This window comes from Myxococcus sp. CA005, assembly GCF_006518205.1.
Lineage (GTDB): Bacteria > Myxococcota > Myxococcia > Myxococcales > Myxococcaceae > Myxococcus > Myxococcus xanthus.
Genome location: NZ_SRLV01000047.1, coordinates 32,062 through 52,283, shown reverse-complemented (window position 1 = coordinate 52,283; position 20,222 = coordinate 32,062). Strand labels below are relative to the sequence as shown.

The window sequence follows — 20,222 nt, the reverse complement described above, 5'->3', positions numbered from 1 at the left end:
ACGCCCGGACAGGACGCAACAGGGCGTTGGTGCGGCGCGTCAGGGAATACGTATCCTGAAGAGGACTGACACGTCGGTTCATGTCATGTCCAACACCGAGCGTATGCGGGCACAGGGAGGGCAAGGGGCCCTCGGGGGGAGCCTGTCATCGCCGGTGGACCCACCGTGTACGGCCGCGTCCCCCCGGGGCGGACGGCCGTCCAGGGCCCGGTTCCAGCCGAGAGGGGGGCTCGGCTGGGACCGGGGGCCCTGTGTGATGTAGCATCGCTGACAGTGCCGGGGGGAAAGGGGAGATGCGCGATGGTGGTGGAGGCTCCAGAACCCGGGAAACTATCGGCGATTCTCTTCACGGGCATTGAAGGCCCTGATGGGCTCTCATGGCGTGACGAATCGCTCCAGAACGACATGCGGGATGAGCATGCGCTGCTCGTCCGTGAGTTGTTGCCGCGCCATGGAGGGCGTGAGGTGAAGCGGCTGGAGGATGGCTTCCTCCTGGAGTTCGAAGGCGGCCCCTCGGCGGTGGACTTCGGTCTGGAATTGCAGCGCGTCCTGGACGCCCGCAACGGAGACGTGTCCGCCGAGCGCCGGGTCATCTTGCGCGTGGGTGTCCACCTGGGCATGGTGGTCCACCGAGACGGTGATGTGTTTGGAGAAGGCGTCAACCTGGCCGCGCGCATCGAGGCGCTGGCCCGTCCCGGCACGCTCTATGTCAGCGAGACGGTGGCGCGTCAGGTGGAAGGCCGCCTGGCTTCACCGCCGGTTCGCCTGGGCCGTGGTGAGATGAAGAACATCCGGTTGCCCGTGGCCGTCTACCGCATCGACCCGCCCGAGCACCGCCGCCGGATGCCGCTGCTGTCGCGCATGCGTTCCTTCTGGGGGCGCCGGAGCGCGGCGAACTGACGCGCACAAGCGCGGGCAGGCCTGGGCGAGCGGCGTTATAGAGGCCGCCCCATGCCCCAGCTCACACTTGTCGTCGGTTCGAAGAACTACTCATCCTGGTCCCTGCGGCCCTACCTCGCGCTGGCCCACACGGGACAGCCCTTCCAGGAGGTGGTGATTCCGCTGGCTGTTCCGGACACAGAGGACCGGATTGCCCGGTACTCCCCCAGCAAGCGCGTGCCGGTGCTCCAGCACGGCGACCTGACCATCTGGGACTCGCTGGCCATTTGCGAGTACCTGGCGGAGGCCTTCCCCCAGGCCCAGCTATGGCCCCAGGACATGGCGGCTCGCGCGGTGGCCCGCGCCGTCACCGCGGAGATGCACTCCGGCTTCGGCGCGCTCCGGCAGCACATGAACATGAACCTGCGCGCGCGCAGCCCGGGCAAGGGCCGTGCGCCCGGCGTGGCGGAGGACATCGCCCGCGTCCAGGCCCTCTGGAATGACTGTCGCGGGCGCTTCGGCCAGGGCGGGCCCTTCCTCTTCGGCCGCTTCTCCATCGCGGACGCCTTCTACGCGCCCGTCGTCACCCGCTTCGTCACCTATGACGTGGCGCTGGACGCGGTGAGCGCGGCCTACCGCGACGCGGTGCTCGCGCTGCCCGCGCTCCAGAAGTGGACCGAGGAAGGGCGGAGCGAGCCCAGCATCCCGAAGTACGACTGAGCCTTCCGCCCAGCGCGCTACTTGCTCGCGGGGGCCGGCTTCACCTCTTCGACCCGGGTGGCGCCATCCTTGTCCACCGCGAGCTTCAAGTGGGGCGTGCCCTTCGCATCATGCAGGACGATGCTCGCCACGCCCTCCTCCACGCCGATGACGATGCGCTCCTTCCAGTCGTGCCGGAAGGTGATGTTGGGCTTGCCCTGGATAAGCCCCATGCACATCGCCTCGTAGCCTTCCTCGCTGTCGAAGCAGAGGGCGTTGATGCCGATGCTGTCGAGCATCCCGAGCCCGCCGACCTCCTGCCCGGACGCATTCATGAACTGGATGCCGTAGGCCTTCACCGCGCGCTTGAGGCCCTTGGGGTCGGGCATGGGCGCCGCGATGCGGATGCGCGCCTGTCCGTGCTCGTCGACGATGTTCAGCTCACGCACGGACAGCGACGCGGCAGCGGGGGCGGTGTTCACGCTGGTGCACGCGCCGAGCAGCCCCAGGGTGCAGCAAGCCGCCCACATCGACAGCCGGGGGAGGAGGGAAGAGGACATCACGAGCAGACCTTTCGGAGGACGTCGAGGAGAGGACGCCACCGTAGGGAGCCCGCACACCGCCAGGGCCATGGCGGTGCGGTCATTTCGTCACGCTTTGGTCATGGCCGTCAGCTCAGCGCGCCGTCGCGCACGCGCGCGAACAGCGCGTCGTAGCGGCCTTCCGCGTAGAGCCGCACCAGCTCCGGGTAGCGGCCCTGGCGCAGCTCGCGCAGGTACGCGTACTTCGTGGCGTGGTAACCCGCCACCGCCCATGCCAGGCGGGAGGCCTCCGCGCCGCCGCGCCACAGCGCGCCCTTCAGCAGACAGTCGCGCGCCCAGGACGCCAGGCGCTGCACGCCCACGGGCTTGAGGCCGCGCTGCTCGGCATGGGCGCGCAGGGCCCACAGCAAGGCATAGCGGTCCTCCTTCTGCGCGCGGTACTCCACCGACGTGGCGAAGCGGTGCTCGATGAAGGCGCGGACGCGTCCGCCCGCCAGCTTCGGCAGGGCCTCGTGGACAATCTGCTCCGGCCGCCACACGGCCTTGTCCCGGCGCACCAGCCGCGCCCGCCACTGCGTGCGGTAGCGGAAGCGGTGCGTCCCCAGCTCAGCCCAGTCGCGGCGGGGCAGCCGGTACACGGCCTCCGTGGGCGATGAGGTCTTCCACGCGCGCAGTGTCTCCACCGCCTCGGGGCCCAGCAGCTCGTCCGAGTCGAGGAAGAAGACGTAGTTACAGGGCGCCAGGGCGTTCACCGCGGCCTCGCGCGCGGCGCCGTAGCCTCGCCACGCATGGGGCACGGAGCGCGCGCCCAGCGAACGCACCAGCTCCGCCGAGCCATCCGTGGCCCCGGAGTCCAGCGCCACCACGTCATCGCAGAGCGCCAGCAGCCCGCGCAGGCACGGCTCCAACGTGTCCCGGTTGTTCCGGTGGAGGACGTAGCCGCCCAGCTTCATAGACCCAGTGCCTTGAGCTGCGCGTCGAAGGCGTCAGCGGTGGTGAAGAGCCGGCCTTGAATCCCCACAGCCTCGGCGGCCTGGACGAACTCGGCCAGGTCGTCGAAGAAGACGGCCTCCTCCGGGGCGCAGCCCACGCCCGTCAGCGCGAGCCGGAAGATGTCCGGCTCCGGCTTCACGTGGCCCACCTCGCAGCTCATCACCACGCTGTCGAAGCGCTGGAGCACCGGCAGCAGCGGACGCAGGTAGGCGACGTGCAGCGCGTTGGTGTTGGACACCAGCCCCAGGCGCACCCGGCCCACCAGCGACTCGATGCGCGGCAGCACGGCATCATGCAGCGTGAAGTGGCTGCTCCACAGCGGGGCGAACTCCGCCATGGGCAGGTCCACGTCCAGCGCGCGACACACGTCCTGGCGGATGCCCTCCGCGCCCAGCACGCCCCGGTTGGCGTCCGTCCACCCCGCGCCCGTCAGCCGCCGGGCCACCTCCGCGGCCTCCAGGCCCGCGCGGGCGCCCAGCCGGGAGAAGAGCAGGGTGTTGTCGTGGAAGACGAGGACGTTGCCCAGGTCCAGCAGCACTGCCTTCACCTGCGCCATGCATGCTCCTTCAAATGCGATAAGCGCGGGCCACGTCCTGCATCTGCTCGGACACATCCTGGAGCAGCTTCGCCGCCCGGGTGGTGGCCGCCAGGCTCTCCTGGGTGTCGTTCATCATGGAGGACAGGTCCGTGACCGCGCTGAAAATCTGGGCGATGCCCGCGTTCTGCTGACTCACCGCGCCGGCAATCTGCCGCACCGCGGTGGCGTTGTCCTGGATGATGGCGGCCAGCTCCTTCAGTCGCTCGCCGGTGCCGCGCACCTGCTCCAGGCCGCTCTCCATATGCGTGTAGCTCTGCTCCGTCATCTTCGCGGTGGAGAGGATGGCGCTGCTCAAATCGCCCAGGATTTCGCGGACCCGGTCCGTGGCCTGGATGGACTGGTCCGCCAGGCTGCGAATCTCGCGCGCCACGACGCCAAAGCCCTTGCCGTGCTCGCCGGAGCGGACGGACTCGATGGCGGCGTTGAGCGCCAACATGTTGGACTGGTCCGCCAGGTCCTTCACGGTCTGGGTGATTCCGCCAATCTGCTGCGTGCGCTCGTTGAGCTGGGCGATGCGCTCCGTCATCTGCTCGGCCTGGGACAGGATTTCGGAGAAGCCGCCCAGGCTGTCCCGGATGGCCCCTTCGCCCGCGCGTCCCACCTCTTCGGCCACGGAGGCGCGATTGAGCACGTCCTCCGCCTTCTCCGAGGCCAGCATCGACGTCTGCTTGATTTCCTGCGCCGTCACCTGCGTCTGCTGGAGGGCCGCGGCCTGACGGGCCACGTTGCGCTCCTGCTGCGTCGACGCCGTCTGCAGCTCCGCCACCGTCTCACTGAGCACGCGCGTGCCGGTGTGCAGGCTCTGCGCCGTCTCCCGCAGCTGGAACACCAGCAGGCCGAAGGCGCCGGCCAGCTCGCCCACCTCGTCGTTGCCGGCCTTCACGTCCAGCGTCTGCGTGAGGTCGCCCTCGCTCACCAGCCGCGTCACCGCCGCGCGCAGGGCCAGCACGGGACCGGAGATGCGGTGCGACAGCAGCCACGCGCCCCCGACGGCCAGCACGATGAAGCCTAGTGCCATCAGCAGCGCCACCCGGTTCACGCGCACCACCGGGGCGTAGGCCTCCGCCGGGTCCACGCGCGCCACGAAGTGCCAGCCGTCGGCCACGTCGCGCACGTCCGTGCCGTTGACGGCCGTGACGGCCAGCAGCGCGTCATTGCCCTGGGCGTTCGCGCCGCGCGAGTCGTACAGCGGCGTGCCGTCTGGCCGCTGGAGGGTAATCGCGAAGCTCTTCAGGGCGCGCTGATGGGCACGGGCCAGCGCCGGCTGCACCAACTGGTCCACGTGCGCCCAGTCGAAGGCGGCCAGCAGCACGCCCAGCCGGTGCTTGGAGACCGGGTCCAGCACCGGGAAGGCCAGCGACAGCACGTGGCCGGTGAAGATGGGGTGCTCCTCGGTGATGCCCTCGCTGCTGGTGCGCCCCTGCTGGGCCTCCGCGAACCAGGGGCTGCGCCGCACCTCGTCCTGCCGGCGCAGGTATTCGTCGCGCAGGGCAGGGGTGTTGGCGGAGATGGCGCGGCCGGTGTCGTCGAAGACGACGATGCCGTTGAGGGTGAGGTAGCGGCTCTGGAGCACGCCGAGCATGGCGTCGGCGGGCGACACGTCACCTCGCAGCGCGGCGCGGACCGCGGGGTCCTCGGCCCAGCCGCGGGCGCTCGCCTCCCGTTCGGCCAGCGTCGACTCCAGCAGGTCCTTCACGCCTTCGGCCTCGCTCAGCAGCGACGCGTGAATCTGCTCTTCCATCACCTGCCGCGCGCTGCGGGCCTGGAGCCAGGTCAGCGTCAGCAGCGGGACGACCGACAGCAGCGTCGCGTAGAGCGTGAGGCGTCCACGAAGGGACTTGGTTCCAGGAAGAGAAAGGGCCATGTGGCGCGGCGGGCAGCGTGCGGGGGCCTCCCAGAAAGGTCGGCCCTCGTCCTATACCAGAGCCCCGCGTCTCCAGGGCACCCCCGCGCCTGCCTGCTCAGATGACAGGCACCCGGTTGGGCAGCTCCTTCGCCGGGACGTTGGAGTAGTCCGAGTCCACGTCCAGGAGGACGCGCTGCCGGACCCGGGCGCTCAGCAAGCGGCGAATCCTCCCCAGGAATCCCGGCGGCGCGGCGATGACCAGCTTGTCGAAGTCGCGCCGGTCATGTGCCTTGTCCAGGAACACGGACAGCTCGCGGGCGAAGCGGTCGTGCTCCAGCTCCCTTCGTCCATTGGGCTCGTTCTCCGCCGGCGGGCCGTGCAGGGTGCCGGCATTGGGGTTGTCCGCCTGCTCAATCAGCTCTGCCTGACGGGCCCGACTCTCGTCGTGGTGGAACTCCTCCACCAGCCGCCAGTCCTCTTCCGCCTTCGCGTCCGTCGCGAAGAGGCGGGCCCGGCTTGCGTTCCCCACCAGAATCCAGAGCGTCCCATTCGCCATGTCGTGCGTCTCCTTGCGCTATAGAGTGGGAGATGCGGACCCCTCCGGGCCAAGGCAAGCTTCCCCAGACGAGCCGCACGCACGCCGAGCGCAGGGCAGGCAGCCAGGCCGCGCATCGTTGACGGGTTTTGCGGGGACTGGGGGCGCCCCGGGCGCCTCATTCCGTTGCGCGGAGCGTCGCGATACAAGAGGGGGCCATGCGTATTCCTGTTGCTCCCGTCACCGCCCTGCTGGCGCTCGTGCTGCTGGCTGCTCCCTCGTGGGCTCAGGAACAGGGTGGGCTGGGTCTGGACCTCACCTCGGACGCCCCCGCCGAGCAGCAGGGAATGGACATGGGGTTGGACCTGCGTCCCAGCAATCCCAACGCGGACCTCCTGCCTCGCTTCGCGTTGGTGGGGCTGTACGCGACGGAGCGCGCGGGTGCGCAGCAGGCGTCGAGCTGGTTGGAGGCCCTGGCGCGCGGGGCGTTGTCCTCCGCCATGGTGGCGCAGGCGTCGGACCTGGTGGAGACGCGTGAGCGGCTGGCGGAGGGTCACGACGCGGCGGTGCGATGCGCGGAGGCCGCGTGCTTCGCCGAGCCCGCGGAGTTGCTGGACGCGGACCTGCTGACCACCGCGCGTCTGTCTTTGGAGGATGCGGGCTGGACGCTGCGGACGTGGACCTACGACAGGGACCTCCGCGTGGTGCACGAGGACTTCGTGACGGGGCGCAACCCGCGCGACGAGGACTTCGCGAACGAAGCCGCCGCGATGCTGTCCAAGCGCCTGACGGCGTTGGCCCGCCCGCGCGCGATGCTGACGGTGAATGTCAACGTGCCGCAGGCGGTGGTGAAGGTGGGCGAGCGCATCGTGGGCGTGGGCAGCGTGGAGGTGCGCCAGGCACCCGGCGCGGTGGCGGTAGAGGTGTCCGCAGACGAGTACGGCACGCAGACGCGTACCCTGGACCTCATGCCCGGCGCGCGCGAGACCGTGGACGTCATGCTGGAGATTTCCGGTCCGGCGCCGGATGGACCTCCCGATGATTCCGTGGTCGGCGTGGCGTCTTCCCGGAAGGCGCCTCAGAAGTCCCTCTTCAAGCGGCCCGCGCTCTACACCGTGCTGGTGGGACTGGCCGCGGTCGGGGCGGGTGTGGTGATGGGCATGGCCGCCAAGGACGTGGAGAAGCGCGGGGGCGACGCGGATGGGGACGGCATGTTCGACGTCACTCGCAAGGAGCGGCTGGACGCGCAGTCCCAGGCCAATCTGGCCACGGCTCTGCTGGTGGGCGGCGGCGCGGTGACGGCGGGCAGCGTGGCGTGGCTGGTGCTGGTGCCCGCGCGCAGCGCGCCCGCATCGACGTCCGTGGCGCCCGGAAGCGGCGGTGGCGCCTCCACGTCCCTGCACATCATGGTCGGCGGGAGTTTCTAGATCCTATGAAGACCTTCGAATCCCGGCTGCGCGTGTGGTGTGGCCTGTTGCTCGTCGCGGGCGCGGTGGGCTGTACGGTGAATTTCCCGGACGACGTGCCCTACACGTGCACGGAGACCGCTGACTGCGGCGGTGACGGCTACGTCTGCACGTCCCTGCCGGACAACGGGCCTCGGTACTGCTGCCTGCCGGACCCCACGGAGGTCTGCAACGGCCTGGACGACGACTGCGACGGCCTGGTCGATAACCTGGAGACCGCCTGCTACACGGGGCCGGAAGGGACGCTCGACGTGGGTCTCTGTCACGCCGGTGAGTCCATCTGTACCCGGGATGCGAGCATCGCGTGCGTGGGGCAGGTGCTGCCTGGCACTGAAATCTGCAATGGCCTGGATGACGACTGCGACGGGACGGCGGACGAGGACTTCGACCTGAAGACGGACCCGGGCCACTGCGGCGCCTGCAACAATGATTGTTCCTTCCTCCAGGACTGCGTGAATGGCGAGTGCGTGCGCCGTCAGGAGCTAGACTGCGCCAACGGCCAGGACGACGACGGGGACGGCTTCCCGGACTGCCAGGACCGCGCGGACTGCGACGGCAAGTCGTGTGGTCCGGAGTGCGTGTGCGAGGGGGGCTCGAAGACGGAGGTGAGCTGCACCAACGGCGAGGATGATGATGGGGATGGCTTGGTGGACTGCGCGGACCGCGCGGACTGCCCCACGGAAACGCAGTGCGGGCCCCTCAGGTCGGATCGCGAAAACGATTATCCGCGCTGCCAGGTGAACGGGGTCTGTCTGTGATGAAGTCGGCTTCCGTGCGTCAATGTCCGCCATCCCGCACTCACCGAGGGTGGGTGGCGTCCCTGGGAAGACAGAGTGCAGATCCAGGGTTGCTGTTTGCCTCGGACATGGAAATTTCTTCTCATCATGGGCTCCGATGACGCCTTCATGCAGACCATGCAGTCCAGTGCCGAGGCCCCCGTGAGTGACGCGGGGCCCCGAGCCAGTGACGAGGAGCTCCAGGAGGGCTCCACGCTGGGGAACTACCAGTTGGAGCAACTCCTGGGCGAAGGGTCCATGGGCCGGGTGTTCCAGGCGCGGCACACGCGGCTGGGGCGCCAGGTGGCGCTCAAGGTCCTGCGGCCGGAGCACGCGCGGGACGGCGGCTTCGTGCGGCGCTTCTTCCAGGAGGCCCGCACCGTCAATCAAATCAACCACGAGCACATCGTGGAGATTTTCGACTTCGTCGACGAGAGCGCGATGGGCGGGCACGTCTACTGCGTGATGGAGCTGCTGCGCGGGCAGAGCCTGAGCTCGCTGGCGCAGGCGGAGCCGCTGACGCTGGCGCGCATCCAGCGCTTCGTGGTGCAGGTGTGCGCGGCGCTCGGCGCGGCCCACCAGGTGGGCGTGGTGCACCGGGACGTGAAGCCGGACAACCTCTTCGTCATCCACCGCGCGGGCCAGCCGGACTTCGTGAAGGTGTTGGACTTCGGTGTGGCGAAGTTGCTCACCGCCGAGGGGAGCACCACCGGGACGGTGGACGGCACCATCATCGGGACGCCCGCGTACATGGCGCCGGAGCAGGCCGCGGGCCTGCCGGTGGATGCGCGCTCCGACATCTACGCGGTGGGCAACATCCTCTACGAGCTCATCTCCGGCAAGCCGCCCTTCCAGGCGCCGGCCTTCGGCCATCTGGTGGTGCAGATCATCACCCAGCCGCCGCCGCCGTTGCCCTCGCACCTGCCGTCCGGCGAGCCCGTTCCACCGCAGCTGGCGGAGCTGGTGATGCGCTGCCTGTCGAAGGAGCCCGAGGCCCGGCCGCAGAGCCTGACGGAGGTGACGACGTCGCTCCTCCTGTTGCCCGCGTCCGCCCAGGCGCTGACGCCCGCGCCCGCCGAGCTGGCGCTGGAGGCCTCCGAGCGGCCCACGCACAAGGTGCAGGTGGCGGTGACGGGGCGCTGGCACCGCCGGGCGGTGGTGACGGTGGGGACCGCGGCGTTGGTGGTGGTGGCCGCGGTGGTCACCTGGTCCGGCATGCAGCCGGAGCCCGCCCCCGCCGAGGCTCCAGTGGCCCAGGTGGCCGACGTCGTGGGCCGGCCCGCAGCCGCGCCCCAACTGCTTCCGCCCGTCACGCTCACGGTGCGCTCCTTCCCGGAGGGCGCGCAGGTGCTGCGCCTGGACACGGGCGAGCTGCTGGGTGTGACGCCGCTGGTGAAGCAGGTGTCTGGTGAGGCCGCGCCGCTGCGCCTGCGCGTGGAGCTGGCCGGCTATGCCCCGCTGGAGCGGATGGTGGACCTGGACAAGCACGCCGAGCTGGAGGTGCCGTTGGTGAAGGCGCTGCCTTCGCCCCGGCAGAAGCCTGCGGCTGGGACGCAGCGAGACACAGGCAAGAAGAGCCGCGAGCGCCCTGTCGCGCAGTAGGTGTCGCGGTGGCCCCGCCCTGGGAGGCGGGGCCTGAGCGCTCAGCGGGGCGCCGCTGTCTGGGCGAGCACCTGAGCGGCGATGCGGCCAATGCGCTCGTCGAAGTCCTCCGCCGCGTGGAAGGTGAGGCGCACATCACCCACGTGAAGCTGCACGCCGGGCTGGAGCACGGTGGGCTGCTCCGGCTCCAGGGCCGTGCCGCCCAGCGTCACCGTCCGGGAAGCGGCCACGCGTGTCACCGTCCAGCGTCCTTCCAGGGTGGGGGACAGGTGGAGCTGCTCGCGCGACACGGTGGCGTCATTGACGACCAGCGCGTTGTTCGAGGCCCGGCCCAGCCGCAGCGGGCTGCCGTCCGTCTGGCCCACCAGTTCGAAGCACAGGGCGTCTCCAGCGGGCAGGCAGTCCCGCAGGTCCGTCAGCGGCAGCCGCGTGGCGGCCACGTTGCCCTCCACCACTTCGGGGACATTCCAAGCGCCCGCCTCCCACACCAGCCATGGGTGTGGGTACTTGGCGCGAAACTTCTCCTTGAGAGCCATGTGCTGCCTCACGAGCAGCGAGAGCAGCAGTGCGCGAGCCATGCGGGTTGAATAACCTTCCTCCCCCGTCGCGGCCCGAGAAGGTGCGCGTGGGGGGCCATGGGATGTCAACGAATGGCCAGATGCGGGTGGGATGCCCCACTCGCGCCCGGGCTGACCCCTGTAGTACACCCGCGACCGCCTCCTGTCCCCCGGACAAGGCATCCCCGCCTCCTGGAAGATTCGATGCGTCGCCTGCTCGCCGCCGTGTTCTGCGCCGCCGTCGTGCTGGCGGCTTGTGAAGACGATTCCCCACCGCCTCCCACGCCGCCGCCTCCCTCCACGGAGACGTACCCGGACGCCGGCACGCGCCCGGACGCGGGCACCCAGGAGCCCTGGGCCTGCCAGCGGAGCACGACGGTGCACAACGCGCCCATGAGGCTGCTCACCCGGCTGCAACTGGAGATGAGCCGCGCCACGTCCTCCGCGCAGCGCACGGAGGCCATCGACCGCTTCGTGGCGGAGGTGGAGGAGCAGGGCGGCCGGCCCCTGGTGAGTGACGTCAAGGCGGGTCATCCTCGCGTGGCCTTCTTCGTGCGAGGTGAGGCCGGCCGGGACACCTTCGTCGCCGGCGACTTCAACGGATGGTCCGCTACGGCCACGCCGCTGGTGCAGGTGAGGGACACCGACCTGTACGTGGCGGAGGTGGAGGTGCCGCGCACCGGCCCGCAGCCCTACAAGCTGGTGAAGGACGGCGACTTCATCGCGGACCCGGGCGCGCGCCACGTCGCGTGGGACGACTTCAACCGGCACGACGTGGGGCGGTTCAACTCGCTCATCTACCCGGAGCTCCAGGACGCCGCGAAGGGCCGGCTCACCGCGTGGTACGGCGTGCCCGCCACGGTGTTGGGGGATGCGCGCGACGTCTTCGTCTACACGCCGGCGGAGTATGACGGGCCGGAGTGCCCGTCCCTGCCGGTGATGTACCTCCACGACGGCAACGAGAGCCTGACGCGCGAGTCCTTCGCGGAAGCGGCGGACTCGCACTACGCGGCGCGGCCGGCGGACTCGGCGGTGCTCGTCTTCGTGGCGCTGCCGGACCAGTCCGTGCGCCTGGCGCAGTACACCTTCCCGCCCGCGCGCGCGCCGGGCTGGCCCACGCCGCGCGGGGATGACTACCTGGCCTTCATCCGCGACGACCTGATGCCGCGAGTGGAGGCGTCCTACCGCGTGAAGACGGGCCCCCAGGAGACGGGCATCGCGGGCGCGTCGCTGGGCGGCCTCATCTCCGTGTACGCGGGCTTCCAGATGCCGGAGAAGTTCGGCTTCGTGGGATCCCAGTCCGGCACGCTGTTCTGGCCCCATGACGGCGTGGTGGACCGCGACGACGGCAACGCGATGATTGTCCGCGCGAGCCAGGAGCCGGTGGTGCCGGTGCGCTTCTACGTGGACCACGGCTCGCCCGTGGCGGGCTGCACGCGGGACGGCGAGGAGGGTGGGGACGACTGCCAGTCCAACCTGGAGTTCGTGGAGGCGCTGCGCGGCCGTGGCTACGGCGTGGCCCACTGGAACGAGCCCGGCGCCGAGCACGACTGGGCCTTCTGGAAGCGGCGCTTGCCGAAGCTGCTGTGCAACTTCCGCAACGCGGCCCCGGCGGTGTGCGGCCTGTAGTCCGGCCTCACAGCTTCGCGACGATGGCGCGGGCCAGCCGGTCCGCGGCCCCGGCGTCGAGCGACAGGAACAGGCGCGGCTCGGTGGCCTCCAGCTCTTGCAGCCGCGACTGGCCCGCGTTGTCGGTGGCCACGTCCACGCGGGCGTAGAGCAGGGGACGTCCCACTGCTTCCAGCACGGACTCCGCCAGCCGCAGCTCGGCTGCGTCCTCGGGCGTGAAGGCGGTGGGCTCGGAGAAGCCGCGCGGTGCGTCCAGCAGCGTGGGGGGCCGGCGCACCGCGTGGCTGAGGACGCCGTCGAAGAAGACGTAGCTGCGCTCGCCCTCCGTTTCGAAGGCGGTGAGGTAGGGCTGCACCATGACGTCGCCCTCGCGGGTCAGCTCGGCCAGCCGGGCGGTGGCGGCGGGGGCCTCCGCGCGTGGGAAGACGTGCGTCTTGAGCGCTCCCGCGGACACGGCGGGCTTGAGCACCACCGCGTCCCAGCTGTGCCTGAGCGCCAGCTCGCCCACATCGAGCGTGTCGCCCTTGCGCACCCAGGTGGTGGGCGTCACCAACACGCCCTTCTCCTCTAGTTCGCGCAGGTAGTGCTTGTGCGTGTTCCAGCGCAGCACGGGCGCGGGATTGTGGAGCTGCGTGAGGCGGCCCACCTTGTCCGCCCAGGCGACGAAGGCGTCGCGGCGCAGGTGGCTGTCCCACGTGTTGCGCACCAGGGCCAGCCGCACCGTCTTCCAGTCCATGGCCGGGTCATCCCAGACGACGGGCCGGGCCTCCACGCCCAGGGCCGCGAGCGCGGGCAGCAGCGATGCGTCAAAGGCATCGAGTTGAGGCAGGCCTTCGAAGGTGAGGACGGCGACGTCCATGACGCGGGCTCCCGGTGTTGAAACGTGCAGCGGCTTGTAGCGCGTGCGGCACCTGCGCGCAGGGCTCTCGCGGTGCGTCAAGAGCAGGGTGCGGGCCAGTCCGACAGGTAGGCGTTGAACACCCCGTACTTGAGGTGAGGTGAGCGGCGTACTCCACGGCACATTCGCGAGCGCGGACGCTTGGGAACTGGACCTGTGCGGTCAGGTGTCGCTGAAATGTTTCAAGGGGTACGCTCTTCGCGTGCCAAGGACCTGCCACCTTCCCTCCGGCCGGCTCCGCCGGGAGACCCACGAGATGCGAATGTCCCCACGTTTATTACTCGCCGCGCTAGGCGCGGTCCTCCTCTTCCACGCCGGATGCGGCGACGAGCCTGGCTGTGAGGGTGCGAGCTGCAACCCGCAAGCGGTCTGCGGCAACAACACCGTGGAGCAGGGCGAGCAGTGCGACGACGGCAACAAGGTGGACGGCGACGGCTGTGAGTCCGACTGTACGCGGACGCCCGCGCCGGCCGCGGTATGTGGCAACGGCAAGCTGGAAGGCGAAGAGGTCTGTGACGACGGCAACACGGTGGACGGTGATGGCTGTCAGGCGGACTGCACGCCGACGCTGACCCTATGCCCCGCGGCCAACGCGCCCGCGCTTCCCGACGGGGCCACCTGCGCGGTGACGCAGCCGGGCTCCGCCGCGCGCCTCTTCACGGGCGTGGTGCTGAAGGACGGCGAGACGCTGGTGGGCGGCCAGGTGCTGGTGGACGCGCAGGGCATCATCCAGTGCGCCGCCTGTGACTGCTCCGCCGCGGCGGGCGCCGCCGATGCCACGCAGGTGTCCTGCCCCGGTGGTGTCATCTCCCCGGGCCTGGTGAATCCGCACGAGCACATCACGTATCCGATGGAGCCGTACGTCGGCACCGAGGAGCGCTACGAGCACCGCCACGAGTGGCGCACGGGCCGCAACGGCCACACGCGCATCAACAGCCCCGCGGCCAGCGCCGCGGACAACGTTCGCTGGGGCGAGCTGCGGCAGATGATGGCGGGCGCCACCTCCATGGCGGGCGCGGGTGGCCAGGCTGGCCTGCTGCGCAACGTGGACGTGAACAACACCGCGCTCCAGGAGGGCCTGGGCGAGGGTGTGGTGAACTCGGACACGTTCCCGCTGGGCGACACCAATGGCAACATGGTTGCCTCGGGCTGTACCTACACCTCGATGCCGTCCACGAGCTCGCTGCCGCGCTCGGCCGCGTACCTGCCGCACGTCTCCGAGGGTATCTCCGCGGCGGCGCTCAACGAGTTCCTCTGCCTGTCCACGGGCACGAACAACGTGATGCAGCCGCGCACCGCCGTCATCCACGGCATCGGCCTGACGGCGAAGGAGATTCGCGTCATGGCGGAGAACGGCACCGGCCTTATCTGGTCGCCCCGCTCGAACATCTCGCTGTACGGCGATACGGCCATGGTGTCGGCCTACAAGAACCAGGGTGTCACCATCGCGCTGGGCACCGACTGGCTGCGCTCCGGCTCCATGAACCTGCTGCGCGAGCTCCAGTGCGCGGACTACCTCAACACCTCGCACTACGCGCGGACCTTCAGCGACGAGGACCTCTGGCGCATGGTGACGTCGAACGCGTCGGACCTGGTGGACACGTTCGAGAAGACGGGCCGCATCGCCGAGGGCAAGGTGGCCGACCTGGCCATCTTCCAGCTGCGGACCTTCACCCGCTCGCCGCACCGCGCGGTCATCACCTCGAACCCCGAGCACGTGGTGCTCACGATGCGGGGTGGCAAGGCGCTCTACGGTGACCAGGCGCTGATGGCCGGGCTCCGCGGCGCGGACACCTGCGACACGCTGGACGTGTGCGGCGCCTCGAAGGAAGTCTGCCTCCAGTCCGAGATTGGCAAGAACCTGGAGGCGCTGACGTCGGGCGCCACGGCGAAGTACCCGCTGTTCGCGTGCGGTACGCCGGAGAACGAGCCGACGTGCTCGCCCCGCCGTGCCTCGCTGGACTCGCGCTGGCCGGCCGTCGTGAACAGCTCCACCAGCTACACCGGTGAGGTTCGCGCCGCGGACAAGGACGGGGACGGGCTGGTGGACTCCGTCGACAACTGCCCTGCCATCTTCAACCCCATCCGCCCCATGGACAATGGCAAGCAGGCGGACTCGGATGGCGACGGGATTGGCGACGCGTGCGACCCCTGCCCGCTGGAGGCGGGTAACGCCTGCACGTCGTTCACCGTGGGCGACGATGACCACGACGGCATCGTGACGTGGCTGGACAACTGCCCGTTCGTTGCCAACCCGGACCAGGCGGACGCGGACGGCGACGGCAAGGGTGATGCGTGTGACGCGTGCTCCAGCGTTCCGAATCCGGGCGACCTGGGCTGCCCCGCCACCATTCACGAGCTGAAGACGCCCGTGGGCGGCAGCCTGCCGCTGGTGGGCAAGCCGGTGTCCATCCTGGACGTCGTCGTCACCGGTGTGGTGAAGGGCGGCGCGAGCTCCCAGGGCTACTGGGTGCAGACGTATCCGCTGCCTTCGGGCACGAGCGTGGATAACTCCGGTCTCTATGTGTACTCGCCCAAGGGCGACCTCGCCGCGGGTGATCGCATCGACATCACCACGGGCGTGCTGACCGTCTACTTCGGCCTGCCCGAGCTGACCGAGGTCAAGTACGTCAAGCGCAGCTCCGGCAACGAGGTTCCCGCGCCGGTGGTGGTGACGACGGCCGACATTCGCACCGGGGGCCCGCGTGCCGCCGCGCTGGAAGGTGTGCTCGTGGAGGTCCGCGACGTGGCGGTCAACACGGGGGTGGACGAGTTCGGCCAGTTCCTGGTGAACGAGGCGGGTGACGCCGGTCAGCCGGGTCTGATGATTGACGACCAGGCCTATGCCTTCCAGGTCCCGTCCATTGGCACGCGCTTCGGCGCGCTGCGCGGCGTGCTGACGTACAACTTCAATGACTCCAAGCTGGTGCCGCGCTTCCAGGCGGACATGCCGCTGCCGCCGCCGTCGCTGACGGGCTTTGGTCCGGACGGCTATGCGCGCGTGGGTGGCACGGGCCCGGTGAACACCTTCCCGCAGGCGCTGACGCTGTCGCTGTCGTCCGCCTACGCGGAGGCGCTCGACGTCGTCATCACCTCCTCCAACGAGAGCGCGCTGAGCGTGCAGGACGGCCGCATCACCATCCCCGCGGGTCAGACGTCCGCGACGGTGCAGGTGAACGCGGTGGCGCCCGCGCAGAGCGTGACGCTGACGGCCACGCTGGGCGGCTCCACGCAGACGGCCACCATCCGGGTGCTGGGTGCCGACGAGCAGCCCGAGGTGGTAGGCGTCACCCCGGGTGACGTGACGATGGTGCCCGGCGGCGAGGTGGTCTTCACCGTGCAACTGGACCGTCCGGCGCCCGCCAACGCCACTGTGGCGCTGAGCGTGAATCCGGCGACGGGCTTCGGCACCTTCGTTCCGGCGAACGGCACGCTCACCGTGACGGAGAACGCCACGGAGGCCGTGTTCTCCTTCATCACGGACGCGGCGGCCACGGCCACCGAGCCCGGCACGGTGACGGCGAGCATCGGTGCGACCAGCGCGAGCGCCACTGTGACGCTGGACCAGAATGCGCCGCGGCTGACGGCCCTGTCGCCGTCCTCGGCGGTGACGATTCCGGCGGGCGGGACGCAGACGTTCACCCTGACGGTGGACCGTGCGGCCGCGCAGGACACGGTTGTTGAGCTGGCGGTGGTGCCGGGGGCGGGCGTGCAGAACTACGGCACGGTGCCGGCCTCGGCCACGATTCCGGCGGGCGCCACGGAGGTGACCTTCACCTTCACGGCGGACGCGCAGGGCGAGGGCACGGGCACGGTGTACGCCTCGCTGTACGGCATCACCCAGACCACCGCGCTCACGGTGCTTCCGCCTCCGCCCGTGCTCAGCGCGCTGTCTCCGTCCACCGCAGCGGTGTTGACGGGCCGGACGTTCACCTTCACGGTGACGCTGGACCGTCCGGCGCAGACGGACGAGACGGACGTTGCGCTGACGCTGGAGCCGGCGACGGGCGTCGGGCTCATTCCGGCCTCGGTCCGGGTGGCTCGGGATGCGACGACGGCGACCTTCACCTTCACGGCGGACGAGGTCTCGAGCCCCGCGGAGGCGCTGCTCACGGCGAGCTTCGGCGGGGTGGACCGGACCGCTCAGGTGTCCGTCATCCTGACCGCGGAAGGCGGACTGGTCATCAACGAGGTGGACTACGACATGCCCGGCGCGGGTGACTCGCTGGAGTTCGTGGAGATCTACAACAACTCCTCTACGCCCGCGTCGCTGAGCAGCGTGTTCCTGGTGTTCGTCAACGGCAGCAACATGTCGAGCTACCAGAAGATTGCCTTGGCGGAAGTCAACGGCGGCGTCCTGGGACCCCGGGAGTATCTGGTCGTGGGCGCTGCCACCGTCGTCGGGCCGCTCGCGGGGCGTGCCGGCGTGCACACGCTGCAGCGGGGGACCACCGACTTCATCCAGAACGGTGAGCCGGACGCGGTGGCCCTGTACGACGAGGCCACGGATGCGTTGATTGACTCCCTCTCCTACGAGGGGCACGTGGTGAACGCCACCATCGCCGGGACGGACACGAAGTTCGACCTGCGGGAGGGTGACGCGGACACGAAGACCCTGGCGGACAGCAACACCGCTCAGGGCTCGCTGTGCCGGGACGCGGACTCGACCGACACGGACGTGAACGCGGCGGACTTCTCCTTCACCACGACCGTCACCCCTGGCGCGGCGAACGTCATCACGAAGACGCCGTAGTTGAGCTGAGCCCGGCGGAGCAGCCGTAGCCGTCAGGCATCATGGAGACAGGGCTGAAGTGCCGGCCCTGTCTCCGTAAGGCTTCAAGCGGGCGGAACCCTGACATGGGGTTCCGCCCGTTTCATTTTGAGCTGGCATGTATCCGGGCGCTGGCTGGCGTTGCCGCGTCAGGGATGTCAGGACTGGCTGGCATTGACGCAGTCGAAGCCTGTGGCCTGCACGAGTCCCGCCAGGTGTATCCGCATGACGGCGCGGTACAGCGGGTCGTAATCCACGGAGGCGCGGAAGAGGTTCTGGTGCACGAGCATGCCCAGGAGCCCGCCCAGGAGGCTGTGCGCGGCGGCGAGTGCGTCCACGTCCTGCCGGAACTCCCCCATCTGCTGCCCGTGACGGATGAGGCGCTCCAGCGTCGTCGCGTAGAGGGCCAGCTTGTCTCGGATGGCCTCCGCTACCTGGTCATTGGAGTCGGCGGCCTCGGCCGCGAGCATCGCGAAGAAGATTCCGTATTCGCGGTGCTCGCGAAGGAGGAGGTGCGTCCGCTCGCAGATGGCTTGGAATTGCTCCCGCGCCGGAAGCTCGCGGTCGTCTCCAGGTAGCTGAAAGGCTCTCAGACAGCGCTGGTGTAATTCCTCAATCGCAGCCAGCAGCAGGTCTTCCTTGGTGGGGAAGTGCCAGTACAGCGCTCCGGGCGTCATCCGGATGGCGCGGGATAAGTCCGCCATCGTCGTGGCGAGGAAGCCTCGCCTCGCGAAGAGGTGGATGGCCGCTTCCAGAATGTCCATGCGCGTGCGCGCGGCACGCTCTTGTTTCAGCTCTCGTTGGGCGGGTTCCCTGGCCATACCCGCCGAATCTATGCATCACGCCAGGAGTGTCACCCGGACGATCTCCGGCGGCGCTCCGACGCGGAGCGGCGGACCCCAGAAACCTGTTCCCCGGCTGACATACAGGTGCCGGTCTCCTTCGTGAAACAAGCCCGCGTCGTGCTCCCAGATGGCGGAGACCGCCAGCGTGAAGGGGAAGAACTGTCCCCCATGTGTGTGTCCGGAGAGCTGCAAGCCCATTCCTTCCCGCGCCGCCACCTTCCAGTTCGACGGCTGATGCGCGAGTAGCACCGAGGCCCGCTCGGAATCCCGGCCCGCCGTCGCCGCCGCCAGGTCATAGCCTTGCGAGAACCCCATCTTGCCCGCCGACCAGTCGTCCACACCCACCAGGTCGAATGACGCGGCCGTGTCGCCAATGCGCACGTGACGGTTGCGCAGAACGTGCACATCCATACGCTCCAGCGCTTCCGCCCAGGCAGCGTCGCTCCAGTAGTACTCGTGGTTTCCCGTGACGAAGTAGGTGCCGTGGCGTGACTTCAGCTCGGACAGCGCCGAGACCGCTGGGGCCAGCGACGCGACGTGTCCGTCCACCAGGTCGCCAGTGATGCACACCAGGTCGGAGCGCAACGCGTTGCAGCGGCGCACCAGCTCGTCCATGAACCGGCGCCGGATGACCGGCCCCACGTGGATGTCACTCAAGTGGACGATGCTGAAGCCATCCAGCGCCTTGGGCAGCCCCGGCAGCTTCACCGCCACCTCGTTCACCACGGGCGGATGGAAGGCGCTCCACATCCCGAAGCCCGTCACGCCACCTGCGGCCAGCACTGCTCCGCCGGCTGTCGCCCGAGCAAGGAAGCGTCGGCGTTCCACATCCACCGGTGCTGGAGCCTCGGACGTGGCGCCGCCGGGCCTTTCCGCCATCGCCACCGGAGCAGCTTCGGCGTGCGTCGCCGCCGCGCCATGTCCACTGGTCGCCAGGGCTTCCGGAGTCACTGACACGGACTCCGTGCCCGTCGCCGCCAGCGTGCCGCCAGCCTGTGCCGAGCCATCCACCGCATGCGCATGGGACACCGAGGCTGTCTCGCCACCGCGCAGCTCCACCACCGCCGGCTCGCCGCTTGAGCGCTGCATTCGCGCCGCCACCTTGCGCACCGCGCCCAACACTCCGAGCGCGAGCAACAGGTAGATGGCCATGCCCATCCACGTCCACACCGCCGTGGCCACGGCGAAGGTGGAGTCCATGGGAAGGAAGCGCGTCACCGACCATGACAGCACTAGCAGTGTGCCCAGCACCGTCATGACGCCCATGCCCACGCGCCGCCATGCGCGGTGCTCCGACGTGGCCGTGAAGAGGCGCCGGTACAAGTAGACGTGGACGGCGACCGTGGCGATGCCGGTGACGAGGGCGAAGAGGATGAAGCGCGCGGTGTCCATGCAGTGCGCCATCCTGACCCGTGCGCGACGCGCTGCAATGCAATCCGCGTGAAGAAATGTGAACACCGCGTACACGGACATCGCATCAATCCGCGCGGGGTGTTCGCAGCTGGGGCAATCGCGACCCGAACCCACGTCGCATGCGATTGCAGCATGCAGCCAAGAGAGCGACTGCGCCGTTCTCGCGATACAAG

The 20,222-nt window shown here is 69.6% G+C and carries 16 protein-coding genes; 7 read left to right on the top strand and 9 right to left on the bottom strand.

The features are described 5' to 3' along the window. Window positions 1-300: 300 nt before the first annotated feature. Both FMQ63_RS21250 and FMQ63_RS21245 read left to right on the top strand, forming a co-directional pair. Window positions 301-900 carry an adenylate/guanylate cyclase domain-containing protein gene (locus tag FMQ63_RS21250; protein ID WP_011550994.1) on the top strand — a complete coding sequence of 200 codons (600 nt, stop codon included), beginning with the start codon at window positions 301-303 and terminating at the stop codon, window positions 898-900. Between the two features lie 51 nt (window positions 901-951). Beyond that, on the top strand, window positions 952-1,599 hold the full coding sequence (locus FMQ63_RS21245; protein ID WP_011550995.1) for a glutathione S-transferase family protein: 648 nt from the start codon (window positions 952-954) through the stop codon (window positions 1,597-1,599). 17 nt (window positions 1,600-1,616) lie between these two features. Here FMQ63_RS21245 and FMQ63_RS21240 read toward each other — a convergent pair whose 3' ends face one another. The 5 genes from FMQ63_RS21240 to FMQ63_RS21220 form a co-directional block, all read right to left on the bottom strand. Beyond that, complete coding sequence (locus tag FMQ63_RS21240; protein ID WP_011550996.1) at window positions 1,617-2,210, bottom strand: hypothetical protein; 594 nt, start codon at window positions 2,208-2,210, stop codon at window positions 1,617-1,619. A 38-nt stretch (window positions 2,211-2,248) separates the two neighbouring features. After that, entirely contained in the window at window positions 2,249-3,073 is an 825-nt protein-coding gene (locus tag FMQ63_RS21235; RefSeq protein ID WP_011550997.1) for a glycosyltransferase family 2 protein, read from the bottom strand. After that, window positions 3,070-3,669 (bottom strand): HAD family phosphatase, encoded by a 600-nt coding sequence (locus FMQ63_RS21230; protein WP_011550998.1) that lies wholly within the window; start codon window positions 3,667-3,669, stop codon window positions 3,070-3,072. The genes FMQ63_RS21235 and FMQ63_RS21230 overlap by 4 nt, the downstream gene beginning before the upstream one ends. Window positions 3,670-3,679: 10 nt before the next feature. Further along, window positions 3,680-5,575, bottom strand: a complete 1,896-nt coding sequence (locus FMQ63_RS21225; RefSeq protein ID WP_011550999.1) for a methyl-accepting chemotaxis protein — start codon at window positions 5,573-5,575, stop codon at window positions 3,680-3,682. A gap of 97 nt (window positions 5,576-5,672) precedes the next feature. After that, window positions 5,673-6,113 (bottom strand): host attachment protein, encoded by a 441-nt coding sequence (locus FMQ63_RS21220; RefSeq protein ID WP_011551000.1) that lies wholly within the window; start codon window positions 6,111-6,113, stop codon window positions 5,673-5,675. Window positions 6,114-6,310: 197 nt separating this feature from the next. Between FMQ63_RS21220 and FMQ63_RS21215 the strand changes: the two genes are divergently transcribed. The 3 genes from FMQ63_RS21215 (at window position 6,311) to FMQ63_RS21205 (ending at window position 9,936) form a co-directional block, all read left to right on the top strand. Continuing rightward, on the top strand, window positions 6,311-7,519 hold the full coding sequence (locus FMQ63_RS21215; protein WP_225909746.1) for a hypothetical protein: 1,209 nt from the start codon (window positions 6,311-6,313) through the stop codon (window positions 7,517-7,519). A 5-nt stretch (window positions 7,520-7,524) separates the two neighbouring features. Continuing rightward, the gene (locus tag FMQ63_RS21210) at window positions 7,525-8,316 is read left to right on the top strand and encodes a MopE-related protein (protein ID WP_011551002.1); all 792 of its coding nucleotides are present in this window, start codon (window positions 7,525-7,527) and stop codon (window positions 8,314-8,316) included. 126 nt (window positions 8,317-8,442) lie between these two features. Continuing rightward, complete coding sequence (locus tag FMQ63_RS21205; protein ID WP_011551003.1) at window positions 8,443-9,936, top strand: serine/threonine-protein kinase; 1,494 nt, start codon at window positions 8,443-8,445, stop codon at window positions 9,934-9,936. 41 nt (window positions 9,937-9,977) lie between these two features. Here the strand turns inward: FMQ63_RS21205 and FMQ63_RS21200 are convergent, their stop codons facing one another. Further along, window positions 9,978-10,514, bottom strand: a complete 537-nt coding sequence (locus FMQ63_RS21200; RefSeq protein ID WP_026113876.1) for an FHA domain-containing protein — start codon at window positions 10,512-10,514, stop codon at window positions 9,978-9,980. Window positions 10,515-10,697: 183 nt separating this feature from the next. Here FMQ63_RS21200 and FMQ63_RS21195 point away from each other — a divergent pair, with 183 nt between their 5' ends. Further along, on the top strand, window positions 10,698-12,122 hold the full coding sequence (locus FMQ63_RS21195) for an esterase family protein (RefSeq protein WP_011551005.1): 1,425 nt from the start codon (window positions 10,698-10,700) through the stop codon (window positions 12,120-12,122). 7 nt (window positions 12,123-12,129) lie between these two features. Here the strand turns inward: FMQ63_RS21195 and FMQ63_RS21190 are convergent, their stop codons facing one another. Then, window positions 12,130-12,981, bottom strand: coding sequence for a RimK family alpha-L-glutamate ligase (locus tag FMQ63_RS21190; RefSeq protein ID WP_026113877.1), 852 nt, complete (start codon window positions 12,979-12,981; stop codon window positions 12,130-12,132). Between the two features lie 139 nt (window positions 12,982-13,120). Between FMQ63_RS21190 and FMQ63_RS21185 the strand changes: the two genes are divergently transcribed. Then, window positions 13,121-17,773 (top strand): amidohydrolase family protein, encoded by a 4,653-nt coding sequence (locus tag FMQ63_RS21185; RefSeq protein ID WP_011551007.1) that lies wholly within the window; start codon window positions 13,121-13,123, stop codon window positions 17,771-17,773. A gap of 176 nt (window positions 17,774-17,949) precedes the next feature. Here FMQ63_RS21185 and FMQ63_RS21180 read toward each other — a convergent pair whose 3' ends face one another. Together FMQ63_RS21180 and FMQ63_RS21175 are read right to left on the bottom strand one after the other, a co-directional pair. Next, a complete protein-coding gene (locus tag FMQ63_RS21180) occupies window positions 17,950-18,555 on the bottom strand; it encodes a TetR/AcrR family transcriptional regulator (protein ID WP_228556461.1) in 606 nt (201 codons plus the stop codon). A 75-nt stretch (window positions 18,556-18,630) separates the two neighbouring features. Then, window positions 18,631-20,028, bottom strand: a complete 1,398-nt coding sequence (locus tag FMQ63_RS21175; RefSeq protein WP_011551009.1) for a metallophosphoesterase — start codon at window positions 20,026-20,028, stop codon at window positions 18,631-18,633. Window positions 20,029-20,222 lie beyond the last annotated feature (194 nt).